This window comes from Mucilaginibacter rivuli (assembly GCF_019391655.1).
GTDB classification, from domain to species: Bacteria; Bacteroidota; Bacteroidia; order Sphingobacteriales; family Sphingobacteriaceae; genus Mucilaginibacter; species Mucilaginibacter rivuli.
This window is the reverse complement of the sequence record NZ_JAHXPQ010000006.1, coordinates 104974-117890: the sequence shown is the minus strand read 5'-3', so window position 1 is coordinate 117890 and position 12917 is coordinate 104974. Positions and strand designations below refer to the sequence as shown.

General features: G+C 40.8%; 10 protein-coding genes. 4 read left to right on the top strand and 6 right to left on the bottom strand.

The features are described from left to right. Position 1 precedes the first annotated feature (1 nt). Together KXQ82_RS14845 and KXQ82_RS14840 are read right to left on the bottom strand one after the other, a co-directional pair. Entirely contained in the window at positions 2-2998 is a 2997-nt protein-coding gene (locus tag KXQ82_RS14845; protein WP_219489207.1) for a glycoside hydrolase family 2 TIM barrel-domain containing protein, read from the bottom strand. Between the two features lie 55 nt (positions 2999-3053). Further along, positions 3054-4643 (bottom strand): rhamnogalacturonidase, encoded by a 1590-nt coding sequence (locus tag KXQ82_RS14840; RefSeq protein ID WP_219489206.1) that lies wholly within the window; start codon positions 4641-4643, stop codon positions 3054-3056. A gap of 580 nt (positions 4644-5223) precedes the next feature. On the opposite strand from KXQ82_RS14840, the gene KXQ82_RS14835 reads away from it, so the two are divergent. Further along, positions 5224-7695, top strand: coding sequence for a DUF5686 and carboxypeptidase regulatory-like domain-containing protein (locus KXQ82_RS14835; protein WP_219489204.1), 2472 nt, complete (start codon positions 5224-5226; stop codon positions 7693-7695). Positions 7696-7752: 57 nt separating this feature from the next. Here the strand turns inward: KXQ82_RS14835 and KXQ82_RS14830 are convergent, their stop codons facing one another. Next, positions 7753-8205, bottom strand: coding sequence for a PA2169 family four-helix-bundle protein (locus tag KXQ82_RS14830; RefSeq protein ID WP_219489202.1), 453 nt, complete (start codon positions 8203-8205; stop codon positions 7753-7755). Between the two features lie 382 nt (positions 8206-8587). On the opposite strand from KXQ82_RS14830, the gene KXQ82_RS14825 reads away from it, so the two are divergent. Next, positions 8588-8764 carry a hypothetical protein gene (locus KXQ82_RS14825; RefSeq protein ID WP_219489200.1) on the top strand — a complete coding sequence of 59 codons (177 nt, stop codon included), beginning with the start codon at positions 8588-8590 and terminating at the stop codon, positions 8762-8764. A 19-nt stretch (positions 8765-8783) separates the two neighbouring features. Beyond that, positions 8784-8948, top strand: a complete 165-nt coding sequence (locus KXQ82_RS14820; protein WP_219489199.1) for a hypothetical protein — start codon at positions 8784-8786, stop codon at positions 8946-8948. Positions 8949-9004: 56 nt separating this feature from the next. Here the strand turns inward: KXQ82_RS14820 and lpxB are convergent, their stop codons facing one another. Further along, positions 9005-10120: a lipid-A-disaccharide synthase gene (gene lpxB / locus KXQ82_RS14815; RefSeq protein ID WP_219489197.1), complete on the bottom strand. Its 1116-nt coding sequence runs from the start codon at positions 10118-10120 to the stop codon at positions 9005-9007. Between the two features lie 206 nt (positions 10121-10326). Between lpxB and KXQ82_RS14810 the strand changes: the two genes are divergently transcribed. Continuing rightward, a complete protein-coding gene (locus tag KXQ82_RS14810) occupies positions 10327-10887 on the top strand; it encodes a hypothetical protein (RefSeq protein ID WP_219489196.1) in 561 nt (186 codons plus the stop codon). Positions 10888-10952: 65 nt separating this feature from the next. Here the strand turns inward: KXQ82_RS14810 and KXQ82_RS14805 are convergent, their stop codons facing one another. Further along, a complete protein-coding gene (locus tag KXQ82_RS14805) occupies positions 10953-11684 on the bottom strand; it encodes a ThuA domain-containing protein (RefSeq protein ID WP_219489195.1) in 732 nt (243 codons plus the stop codon). A gap of 79 nt (positions 11685-11763) precedes the next feature. Next, on the bottom strand, positions 11764-12825 hold the full coding sequence (locus KXQ82_RS14800) for a hypothetical protein (RefSeq protein ID WP_219489194.1): 1062 nt from the start codon (positions 12823-12825) through the stop codon (positions 11764-11766). Positions 12826-12917 lie beyond the last annotated feature (92 nt).

The window sequence follows — 12917 nt, the reverse complement described above, 5'->3', positions numbered from 1 at the left end:
TTTACTGATCGTAACTATTATAAAAGGGTTTGAACGGAACTGCAACATGCGACGGATCACCAAAAAGTTGCCGTAAGGCAAGTGGCCATGTACTTTGTAGTGGTATAATTGAAAAACTACCCGAGATATCTTTTAAATTTTCGATACGGACAGACCTCTCGGGATTAGAACCTTTATTATAACGTCCCGATACATAGGCATTATGGCTTACTATAATGCCATCAGCAGCGTTTTCAACGGAAACATTGGCGTTGTTAGCTACAAGTACAAAACCCTTACCCTTCGCATCCGATAAAACAGCGAGGTTTACCTGTTCATGGTTGCCCTGGTAATTAATATCCGCACTGTTTTTATGATAAAAACCAAATTCGTCCAGCCGGTTTTTGCCGGGATAAGCAGGGTATGGACCTTTTCCTACCCATCTCAACTCGGTTAAAGATGATGGGATCAAAAATGATATCCCTGCCTCAAGCGCCATACCTTTCGCATTATTAGGTATAAAATGGTACTTAACATCAACCCGGCCACTATCTGATAGGGTATATTCTGCTGTGCCCGTAATAAACTGACCTTTAATGTTTTGCCGTTCATAATTATAGCTTACAAGTACTTTGTTAGCGCTTATGCTTTCAATTTTTGCCGCAGGCTTTGTTAGTACATGAGGTTGCCAGATGGGGTTATTATCTCCGGTCGATTTTGCTGTGGTAGCCTGTTCAGACATTGTTGTTTTACGGCTCATGCGTGCGTAAGGGCCATCTGCAATCAAAGCCGAGCCGGAAGCATCTTTCAGGCTAACCATACCCGTTTGTTGGTTTACCTCAAAACCAAAATTGCCAAATGAGATGTTGTTGCCATTCAATACTGGTTTAGCAGGTTTTATGGCCAGTTTTTGCCTAAAGTCTGGCAGGGTGTTACCATTACGCAAAAGGTATGTTTTTTCGTAAAATGTATAGTTCTGTTTATCCTTAAATTGCAGTTTTAGTGTGTAATAACTGGCTGTTAATTTTTGCGCCAAAGTAATATCAATGCCCAAAGTGAGGGTATCATGCGGGGCGCAAGCCATTGGGCTTATGCCTGATTGTATAGCTGTGGTATCGGCATACAGCGTCCATGTGCATTGCCTTTCGGATAGGTTGGTAAAATCATACCGGTTGATCAGTTTTATTTTTACCTGCTGTTTGCCGGGTACAACTTGCAGGGTATCGTCCAGGGCTTTTACAGGTGTGTATACCTTACGTACCTGCCAGTAATCAACCTGGGGAACGCGATTAGCATATACCACGCCATCGGCGCCTTCATTCCCGCTATTATCATAAACAGTTACCGAATCCAGCCAAACCGAAGTAGTGAATTTTCCGGGCGCAGTTTTTTCCGGCGATTTGCGTAAGATGCCCTGGTCAAAAAAATGCCATACAGCCCCGCCCGCCAGTTTAGGATGAGCGTACATAATTTCCCATAAACTTTCCATGCGGTCAAAATCAAGCCCTAACGAGTGTGCATATTCGGTAATAACCATAGGGTGGTTAAATCTGTCGGCATACCCCCGCAGGGTTGAGGCATCGGGATAATGCGGTGCCAGTATATCGATCTGATCAGGGAAAGTAGCCGCGATGCGCCCAAAGTACGATCCTACTTCCGGAAAACAATACGGCCTTGTATCATCCAGCGATTTAACGTATTTGCCGGTTTCTATACAAATAGGAGTCAATGGGTTTTCATTACCAACGCTCCAGATTATGATAGAGGGGTGATTTTTATCGCGCCACAATGTTGCCTTGGCGCGTCCTTTTAAAACCGGCAAATAGGTAGTGTCGTTTAAGTGCTCATCTCCAAAACCAAAGGGAACTTCTTCTATCACATAAAAGCCTAAAGAATCACAAAGTTCAATAAACCGTGGATGCGGTTGGTAATGCGAAGTACGTATGAAATTAATATTGGCTTCGCGTATCAATTTCAGGTCTTGCAACATTTCTTTTTCGGTTACTGCACGCCCATTAACCGGAGATAAGTCGTGATGATCCACCCCGCGTAATTTGATCGGTTTACCATTTAATTTCAGTACGCCATTTGTCCATGTTATTTCGCGGATACCAATCTTTTGGCTGTATTGCTGCAGTTCGTTGTTCCCGTTTTTGAGGGTAATGTTTAGTGTATATAAATAAGGGCTTTCTGCTGTCCATAAATGTGGAGCATCTATTTTTACAGACTGGCCAAAAGGCGTGGTATTCCCGGCTGATGCCTTGCTATCTAAGATAAATTCTTTTACCGGTTTACCATAGGCATCCAAAAGTTTCGCGGAAACAGACGTGTTTTTTGCAGGCGCAATGCCCGTTACGGTTTCAACAAGCGCTGATACAGATAGCGTGGCATCATGGTTGCCCACATTGGTTTTTACTACCAGGTCTTTTACATGTGTTTTAGGCAGGCTAAACAACGTAACATCTCGTATAATGCCCGATAACGACCAGTCATCATTAGTATCAAACTCCCATCCCTTAACCCGTGTGGATACTTTTACAGCAAGCGTAGCCGATTTGCCTGACGAAACAAACCGGCTGATATCAAATGTTTGCCGGTTGTATGAACTGCTGAAACTGCCTGCGAATTTTCCATCCACCCACAATTCATAACCATATTGTACACCATCAAAAGCTATGTATATGGGCTGATCTTGCCAGGTAGCCGGTATTTTAAAAATGGTGCGGTATAAACCTGTCCCAGCTTTCAGGTTCTTTCCGTAAAAGGGTTCGGCAAAACCCTGTAGTTCCCAGTTTCCTGGGGTTTTAATATTTGCCCATTTGCTAACATCGGTTTTAGGGTTAGCAAATGCAGAGTCGGCCCCGATATCCGTTGATGCGATATATTTAAACTTCCATGTACCATTTAGTGAAACTTTGTTGGCATTAGTTGTTGGCATCAATACTTGGGCGGTTGCAGTGTTACCGATAAATAATGCGAGTACAATAAGGATAGCAAATAAAATGTTCTTGTGGTTCACGGGGTTTGATGTTTGGGCAAAAATACAATATGGGTTTATTAAAAATGCTGTTTGCTCAGTTTTGCCATTTAAAAGCAGGAGGGTCGGGGATGGTTGCCGGTACAACCTCCTTTTGTATTTTATTTTTAGGTACAGATGTTTTGGGTATGATAGATAAGCCCTCTACTCCACGCTGTATAATAATAGGCGCATTAGTTGCTGCCTGAGCTTTAAAGTTGTTAAAACCGATCTGCTTTACATCTTCCAGTATTACGGCAGGGCGGGTTTCCTGTCCTAAAAAGCTTATTTCTACATTGTTTAATTCGATATTTTGCGCATGCCTGATAAAAAATCCATAACATGGCATTACACCAAAACGTTGCGGTTCGGGATAATCACGGACGTACTCAGCAACGTTTTTTTGTATTTTAACCAAAGGCGAATCGATCTGCCTGTAATATATGCGGATATTATTCAGTTTTACATCTTCTACGGGATGTCCGGGGATACCTAGTATCATTGATGCGAAGTGCGAATCGGCATTATAAACATTGATGTTACTTATCATTACGCGGCGCAGGTAACCGTTTGGTGTGCCGGCAGGGCCGCGTAATCGGGCGCCCAAACGCAAAAACAAAGGCGAGTTAACTATATCCCGCATGGTGATGTTGCTGATGGTTACATCTTCCAATGCCCCGCCATCTACAGTTTCCAAAGCCAGGCCACGGCAAAATTGGAATAAACAATTTGATATGGTTACATTTTTAAAGCCGCCATTACCTTCGGTGCCAAATTTAATACGGCCTGTTGGGCCTTGCCTGTCGGGCACCATTTTATATTCGTTGCGCAGGTAAGTGCCGTTAATAAATGTGCCCCTGTCAAACCCGCTAACCTGGCAGTTTGTTATAGTCACATTTTCAGTAGCGCGCAGGTAGCCCAGGGCATAACTGCTTTTTAAGCAAATGCCATCGTCCCAGGGCGAGTTTACCGAGCAATTGGCTACACGTACGTTACGGCAACAATCAATATCCATCCCATCACGGTTGGTATCTTCTTTAATGTTCTCGATAGTCATGTTATCAATCCCGGTTAGCAGCATACCAAAGTGCCCGCCATATAATATGGTAAAATCTTTTAGTATAACGTTACGGCACAGTTTTAATGCAATGGCTTTATTGCCTTCGCCAACGCGGCGGGGTGTATTGCGGGTTAAACCTTTGCCATAAATAGTACCCGGCCCCATAATCGAAATATCCTCAAGGTTTTCGCCCCATATTAAACTATTGTGAAAATGGCTGTGACCAAAATCCTGGTATTTAAATTTTTCGGCCAGTTCATTGGGCTCAGCTTCATCGTAGTTTTTTCCACCGGCTATGTAATCGGCAGCTAATATGGTAGCCCCCTGATCAATATATAAACTGATATGGCTTTTTAAATGAATGGAGTGTGAAGCATAAGTGCCTGCAGGGAAATACACCGTTCCACCTCCCGATGCGGCAGCTGCAAGTATGGCCTTGTTTATCGGGTCGGTATCGAGGGTTTTACCATCGCCGGTTGCTCCAAAATCTTTAATGTTATAGTTTTTGCTAACCTGTGCACTGCATAATAAAGTAAATGCACTTGTAAAGCATAAAAGAACAATTCTTTTAAGTTGTTGCGATTTCATAACAGAATCAGGCAATAGATTTAATGGTTTACTAAGTTGACAGAAAAAAATGAAACAACTGTTATGTACAACAATGATGTTACTTTATGATTTTTTTTTAAGTTTTAATTATACCAATAGGTATTTTATTGTATTAATAAAACGAAATAATGAAAAAGCTGGTTTTTGAATACGAAAAGCTATAAAACAGCAAAGCCCCCTGATGGGCAGGGGGCCTTTACTAACCAATTATAAACCTAAATTATGAGAAGACTTTTTAATAAATCAACATTTGCTGCTGATTTGATAGTGTAAAGGTAACACTAATAATGTAACCTCCAAACTTTTTTTTGTAATTTTTATGTCACATACTGTAAAAATTTTAACCAGTACTCTTTGCAGATGTGATAATCGTAACAAATTTAACAAATATTTAACACTTTCAAAAAATACCATTTAAAATATTTTTAAAATACCAAACGGTATTAAGTTTTTACATGCTATTTAAAGGGTGTTTTTTAAACTTTAACTATAATTAACAGTATAAAAATGAACGTGCAACCTTTTTAGTGCTATATTCATCTTCAATAAAATTGAATGAATGAAGCCAACCTTAACTTTTTTTGCATTTTTATTTTTTTGTTTTAAACTATCGGCCCAAACGGTTACCGTTAGCGGTGCAATAACCGATCAGTATAAAAATCCGGTACCCTTTGCTACTATTTATGTTAAAAATACAACCAAGGGCACATCGGCCAATAGTGATGGTAAATATCAGCTACAGCTAAGCCCCGGTGAGTATGAAATATTGTACCGCGCCATTGGCTTTCGCCAGGAAAGCCATAAAGTAACTGTAAAGACTGATCAGAAAATTGATGTTACGCTTGCCGCGGAAGCTTACCAGCTTAAAAATGTAAACATAACTGCAAATGGCGAAGACCCTGCCTATGCTATTATCCGTAAAACAATTAAAAAGCGCCCTTATTATTTAAAGGAAGTAAATGCCTACAGTTGCGGGGTATATATTAAAGGATTGCAAAAGCTTTTGGCAGCACCTAAAAAGTTTTTGGGCGCTGATATTGATAAGGTAGCCCGCGAGAACGGCCTGGATTCAAACCGCAGGGGAATTATTTACCTGTCGGAGTCGCAATCAAAATTTACGTTTATGCAACCGGACCTGGTGCACGAAGAAATGATATCATCAAAGGTATCAGGCCGCAATAACGCTTTTAGCTTTAACCGTGCATCAGATATTAATACCAACTTTTACGAAAGCATTCAGAATTGGGAGGGGGTGAGCACCCGTCCTTTAATTTCGCCCATAGGTGCCAATGCCATGTTTTATTATAAATATAAGCTATTAGGGACCACGGTTGAAAACGGCGAAACTATCAATAAAATAGAGGTAATACCCCGCCGTGGTTACGACCCTGTTTTTGAAGGTGTTATATACATATTAGATGGCAGCTGGCGCATTTATGGGGTAGATTTGTACATTACTAAAAAAGCAGGGATAAACTTTGTAGATACCGTTAAAATAAACCAACAGTTTTACCCGGTAAACAAATCGGTTTGGATGCCGGCATCGGTTAAATTTGATTTTACAGGTGGTTTTTTTGGCTTTCGCTTTGGCGGATATTTTATCGCGCTTTATAAAAATTATGACCTGAACCCTGTAATTTCCAGAAAGGAATTTAATGAGGTATTGCGTATCACTAAAGAGGTGAACAAGAAAGACTCCACCTATTGGGATACCATCAGGCCGATACCGTTAACCCTCGAAGAGCAAACAGATTATGCTAAGAAAGAAATCCTGGCTAAAAAGCGTGAATCGAAACCTTACCAGGATTCTATTGACAGGGTTAATAATAAGTTAAAGGCAACCTCTTTGCTTTTTGGCAGCGGCTATAACCACAATAACAGGTACGATAAGGAGTACTACCATTTCAATTCGCTTTTAGGCTCTATGTCTTTTAACACGGTAGAAGGTTTTGTGATAGATTACGGAGCTTCTTTTGTGAAGCAAATAGATAGCTTAAACAATAGATTCTTAAGGTTAGATGCCAAATTGAGATATGGCTTTGCCAGTCAGAAAGTACATGGAAGCATTGGTGGTAATTTACCATTGGGCCTGTACAATTTAGGGTTTAGGGTAGGCTCGGACGTGCTGGATATCAATAATCAAAACGCTTTCGGCAGGCTGCAAAATACACTGTATAGCCTGAAAGAGCGCATGAACTTTGAAAAGTTTTATGATAAACAGTTTGCCCAAATATCCTTAGGCCATCGTATAACAGGTGGCTGGATAGCCAGCATAAGCGCTGAACTATCAAAGCGGCAATGGCTGGCCAATACCACATCTTTCGCTTTTCAAAAGGATGGAGAATACACTAGTAATAACCCTTTTAAACCGTATTCTGATGAGCCTTTATTTGGCACAAGCAACGCCTTTAAGCTTGGCCTGCGTACCACTTATGATTTTAGTAATAAATACCAAACCATGCCGAATGGCAGGCGATACTACCCGTCAAAATACCCAACACTGGGTTTAAGTTATGTGATGGGTGTTAAAGGGGTATTCGGGTCGGATATTGATTATAGCCAGCTATCAGTTGATCTTGCCAAGTCTGATATCGGTATGGGTTTATATGGCAAAACCTCATTCTATATTAACGCGGGTGCATTTTTTAATGTAAACAGCATTTACTTTATCGATTATAAGCATTTTGCAGGTAACCAGTTACAATTGTATGAGCCCGGCATCAACCATTTTTTATTACTGCCGTATTACAAATACAGTACAGCTGATAAGTACTTTGAAGGGCACCTGGAGCATAATTTTTCAGGCTTCCTGATGAATAAGATACCACTGATCAGAAAATTAAAGCTGCAGGAAATAGTTGATGTGAATTACCTTTCAACTCCCGGATTACATAATTATACCGAACTGGGCTTTGGCCTGCAATACCTGTTTATCAGGGCAATGTATTGCATATCATATGATAATGGATTTAAAGCCGGAACCGGGTTCCGTTTTTACCTGGGTTCAGGTTCGCCACAACGCCGCAGATAAAAAAAGGCTTCACAATTTTTGTGAAGCCTTTTATCATATCAAGCATGATTATATTGGTTATGAAGCATCGCGCAAAGCTTTGATCTGATCGTGGGCTGCTTGTTGTATAGCCGATTGCCTTAAAATGATCTCGCTTAAAAATGCGGGTAGCTCATCATCTTCAAGCGCTGCTCTGTAGGCACTTTTTGCAGCATCTTCGCCACGCTCACAGGCAGCAATGATCGATTCACGATCGTGCCCGGTAAATGCCGCCTTAACATCCATCCAGGCGCGGTAAATGCTGCCCGCGGTAGTGGCCTCTGTGGTCATATCTTCGCCAAGGGCTTGCACCTCGGTACCCAGTTCCAGTTTAAAATTATGGCTTTCCCCTATCATTTTTGTGAACAGCGCTTTCAGGTCGGCATCTTCATCCTGTAATTCTTTGATCGCGCGTTCATAGCCCATTATACGATCGTTATTGATCCTGATCAGGTCATTTAAAATGTCTAATGTTTCTTCCTTGGTTTCCATAGTTGCTTATTGTTTTATAATGATACAACAGGGAAAGTGACATAGTGTTTAAATTAATTAATTTAATTTTTAATTACATTTTCAATATTAATTTAATTTTAGCTGTACCACTATGTCCGGAGGCTATTTCATGGCATTGTTAATATGGTAGACATTCGCAATAATGCTAATGTAAGCCCGGTATCTGTGTGGTGACTGACTGATACAGCCGACAAGGTGTAGCTTTTTACAAACTAAATTTTATCAGTTATGGTCATTGCTGATCAATTTTTAAGATCGATACATCTGTTTGTCGTGTAAATTCCGTATTTCTGATAACAGGCGTAGGCGGTGAAAAAGTTTGGCATTTAATTGGCAATACATTTATCAAATAACGAATACGATGTTAGCTAAATCAATAAAGCCTGAAGAAGAGAAGGAGTGGGAAAACCCTAAGGATCCGGAAGCGCCGTCAGACCAACGTGATAAAGAACAGATTGAACGTCAGTTAAAGGAAGCAGAGCGTAGGAAAGAAAACCTGACACCCGAAGATGAAAGTGATACAGAACAAAAAAATTAAAAACATAAAATTTCGACCTATGAAAACCTTTAAAAAAACCTCAGTTAGCAAATTGCTTGTACGTTTTGATAATGATCTGAAAACTATTTTAATGAACGATCTGAAAGCGATCCGTTCTGCTAAAAGTGAATTATTGAATAGCATCAAACAAGGGATGGAACCCGATACTTTATCGGCTGCCTGATCAACATATATTCTACATCTACCTATGAAACCCAAATCCTGGCCCAAAGCCGGGATTTATTGTTTTAAAGCATATTTGATAATAAGCGATGCAGTTTTTGCAGATGCACCGGGCTTACCCATGCGTTCATCCAACAAGGTATAATTATCAAGCATCGTATCGCGGTAGGTTTTATCCTGCAACAGTAGTTTTAACTCCTGTTCAACGGTTTGGGTTGTAAAATCACCCTGTATCAGTTCTTTCACTATCTGCCTGTCCATAATGAGGTTCACCAGCGATATAAACCCAATGCGGATCAGCAATCTTGCAATACCAATAGTTACCGCGTTGCCTTTATAAACTACCACCTGCGGAACGTGGAATAAAGCAGTTTCGAGCGTAGCAGTTCCTGATGCCACTATTGCAGCCTTTGCCTGGTGCAGTAAATTATAAGTAGCATTAAATACAATGGGTACAGGTTGCCCGTCGGTAAAAAAGCGGGTGTAATAATCGGCATTAAACGATGGTGCACCCGCTATAACAAATTGATAGTCGGGAAATTGCTTGGCGCACGCCAGCATATCGGGTAACAAGTAATTTATTTCTTGCTTGCGGCTGCCCGGTAATAAAGCGATGATCGGTTTATCGGCAAGATGGTTATTGTGAGCAAAGTTAATATCCGGATTAAAGGCGGCTACCGCGTCCAATAGCGGGTTGCCTACGTAATCAACCTCCATGCCCCATTTGTGGTAAAAGTCAACTTCGAAGGGCAATATGCAAAAAAGGTGATCAACGGATCGTTTTATCTTTAATACACGCTTTTGGTTCCATGCCCAAACTTTTGGCGATATGTAATAACATACCTTTATGCCTTTTTGCTTGGCAAAATCTGCTATTTTAAGGTTAAAGCCCGGGAAATCTATGAGCACCAAAACATCAGGTGCCCAACTTAAAATATCCTGTTTACAAAATTTAAGATTGCTTAAAACAGTATTGAGGTTGGCAACAACTTCCACAAAGCCCATAAAGGCCATATCGGCATAGTGTTTTACCAGTTCGCCGCCTTCGGCCTGCATCAAATCGCCACCAAAGTACCTGAAGTCTGTATTGGTATCAAGTTTTTTCAACTCTTTCATCAGGTTGGCGCCATGCAGATCGCCGGATGCTTCGCCGGCTACCAGGTAATATCGCATATGCTCAAAGTAAAGTTTGCCAAGTATGTCATCCTGCAAAAGTCTGATTATTTTTCAAGTATTTAACGGAATGGTTATTGTTAAATGCAATTGTTATATGGCGAAGTTATATTAATGAATATAACAATACGGTTACAGTTAAACTTTGTTATGTAAAGCATGTCATAATATAGCATATAAACAACAAGTAAAAAAAACAACCGGACATGAAAAAATCAGCACTCCTTATACTGGCATTTGTACTATGTACAGCCGTATATGCACAAAGTATTGTGCCCACAATTAAAGGTAATTCAGTAATAACTTATACCTACACCTTGAACGGGCAAGACCTGCCATTAACGTTAACATTTAACAGCCTTGGCGATCCGATAAAGATAGATTGGTCTATCGAAGGCATTGGCTCGGGTAACTACGAAATGTCGTCGAAGGCATTAGCTGAGGGTAAAGGTGTGACGATGAAAGCTCCCGACCCGGATCAGTTAACCAAATTGCCAACTTATGAAACCGTTGCGTGTATATCAAGATCGGCTTATGCTGAAATGGTGAAAAATATGGCCTTTGAGTATGATGACCTAAAGTTTACTGTTACTAAGGACAGCACAGGTGAAGTAAAAATGGGCGACAAAACATTAGATGTTTACCATGCAGTAGCCACCAACGGCAAAGGGGAAATGTGGATATTGAATAATCCCGATTTTCCGTTGATCTGCAAAACTAAAGATAATGCCCAGGGTACAGATCTGATGCTGGTAAGCATTCAATAATTGAAACGTACCCTTTTAACGGGGATCATTATATATAGCCTCCTGATCAATAACCAGGGGGCTTTTTAATTCTTTCTCCCTAAGGCATATGCAATCCCCCTCAATACATGTGTTTTAAACAGGGTATCTGTGGTATAGTCTTCTTTAGTATGCCCGAGTGCAGTATAAAATACGCGGCCACCTTCAAATTTTTGATACCAGGATATAGGATGCACATCGCCATTGGTACCACCGGTATAGCTTTTTTCATCCACAGTTACCAGCAGTTTAATATCAGGGCTAATGTCCTTAAAGTTATACCACTCATCGGTATGCGTCCATTCGGCGGGTAAGCCTTTTGTTGTGCTGTGGTTCTGATCTGTTGTATGCAAAGTGGCTGCCTGTATTTTAGGATGTTTTACAAAATAGGCGCCTACCAGTTTACCATACCATTCCCAATCGTACAGGCAATCAGTAGCGGCATGTATGCCAACAAAACCACCGCCATTATGGATGTATTTTTGGAATGCTGCCTTCTCATCATCAGTAAAAAAGCCATTACCCGTTGGGCTTAAAAAAATGATTGCTTTGTATTGTTTCAGGTTAGCATCGGTAAATTTAGCCGGGTCGGTTGTGGTATCGGTATCAAACTGAATTTCAGTACCCCATTGCGTTATCGCCGCTATCCCATCAGCAATGCTGGCGTGGTGAAAGCCCTTGGTCAGGCTGAATATTAATACCCGGTCTTTAGGTTTGTTTACAGGTTTAAATGCCATCAGGCTAAGTAGCGCGATGAACAACAAATAGCTCTTCTTCATAGTTTAAAGTTAAGCACTTTTAGATACAAAAAGCCTCCCTTGTGGGGAAGCTTTTTTAAGATCAACATACCGGCAGGTTTTACTGATACTGGATATAAATAGGATAAGGTTTGTATTTTAACACTTCGGTAGGTGTAAGCATGTGGTTAGGCGCTTTCTTCAGATCGTTTTTATAGAATAATTTAAAACCTGTGAATTGTACCGGCTCCGGATAAATAAAGTTACGGTAAGTGCCTGTTTTCAGGTCAGGCTCACCCCAGCCATCCATGTTCATTACAATTTGTACTTCTTTGTGTAATTTAATGTTTTTGTAGTTGGTTACCATTTTTTTAGTGAAGCGGTGTACAACTAAGATTTTCGGAGGCAGGCTGTATTTTTTAACCAGGCCAGCTAAATAGTTCGATGCAAAGTTGATATCTGTAGCATCATAAGTACCTATCTTTTTGCCCGGCTTGCTGCCGTCTTTCATCGAAAACTCAGGGTCCATGCCAAAGTGTACGTTTGGCATAGCCAGGTATTTCTCCAATAATGGCAATTCAGTTTGTATGTTACTTAAAGATACCTGCACATCTAAAAACACAATGGCATGGCCTCTTTTAGCCAGCACCAATACACTGTCTATCTGTTTGAAAGGCATGCGGTAACGGAACTTTCCATCTTTACCACCATCGCCTTGTGCAACAACCGCTATATAATGTAAGGCAGGCTGAACAGGGGTTGCAGGGTCTGCTTTTTCCCAGGCTTTAACTTCGCCTGCTAATTTCGAAATCATTTCTTTTGGTGGTAATTCACCTAAGATTCCCATCTTTTTTGAGTATAGGTTGCCGTAATAAGCAACTACGCGTTTAAAGGGTAATATTGCTCCATCGCCGGGGTAGGGGCCTTTAACCGGCCATTTACCTGTGGTATCTCCGTGTGCGTTTAGTTTTATAGCCGCATCGTATTTGGCTTTATCCAAAGGCGGGTACGTTACCTTGGCAACAACTTCGGTATCCGTGGTTGCTTTGGCTGTGGTAGTGGTCGCTTTTTTTGTTGTATCGTTGCTTGCAGTGGTGGCGGTTTTAGCGCCCGAATTACAGTTGGTAAAAGCAATAACCGATGACGATAACGCGATTACGGATAGGAGGGTTTTCAATTTCATTTGAATTAATATGGGTAATATTTACACCAGTGCAAGATACTACAGTAGTTAAATTGTTTAATTAAAAGTTTTTAACAATGTGTGCTTTTTTG

Excerpts from the sequence above, each read along its gene's own strand:
- KXQ82_RS14810 (WP_219489196.1), top strand. The coding sequence starts at position 10,327 with ATGAAAAAATCAGCACTCCTTATACTGGCATTTGTACTATGTACAGCC.
- KXQ82_RS14825 (WP_219489200.1), top strand. The coding sequence starts at position 8,588 with ATGTTAGCTAAATCAATAAAGCCTGAAGAAGAGAAGGAGTGGGAAAAC.
- lpxB (WP_219489197.1), bottom strand. The coding sequence starts at position 10,120 with ATGCGATATTACCTGGTAGCCGGCGAAGCATCCGGCGATCTGCATGGC.
- KXQ82_RS14820 (WP_219489199.1), top strand. The coding sequence starts at position 8,784 with ATGAAAACCTTTAAAAAAACCTCAGTTAGCAAATTGCTTGTACGTTTT.
- KXQ82_RS14835 (WP_219489204.1), top strand. The coding sequence starts at position 5,224 with ATGAAGCCAACCTTAACTTTTTTTGCATTTTTATTTTTTTGTTTTAAA.
- KXQ82_RS14830 (WP_219489202.1), bottom strand. The coding sequence starts at position 8,205 with ATGGAAACCAAGGAAGAAACATTAGACATTTTAAATGACCTGATCAGG.
- KXQ82_RS14805 (WP_219489195.1), bottom strand. The coding sequence starts at position 11,684 with ATGAAGAAGAGCTATTTGTTGTTCATCGCGCTACTTAGCCTGATGGCA.
- KXQ82_RS14840 (WP_219489206.1), bottom strand. The coding sequence starts at position 4,643 with ATGAAATCGCAACAACTTAAAAGAATTGTTCTTTTATGCTTTACAAGT.
- KXQ82_RS14800 (WP_219489194.1), bottom strand. The coding sequence starts at position 12,825 with ATGAAATTGAAAACCCTCCTATCCGTAATCGCGTTATCGTCATCGGTT.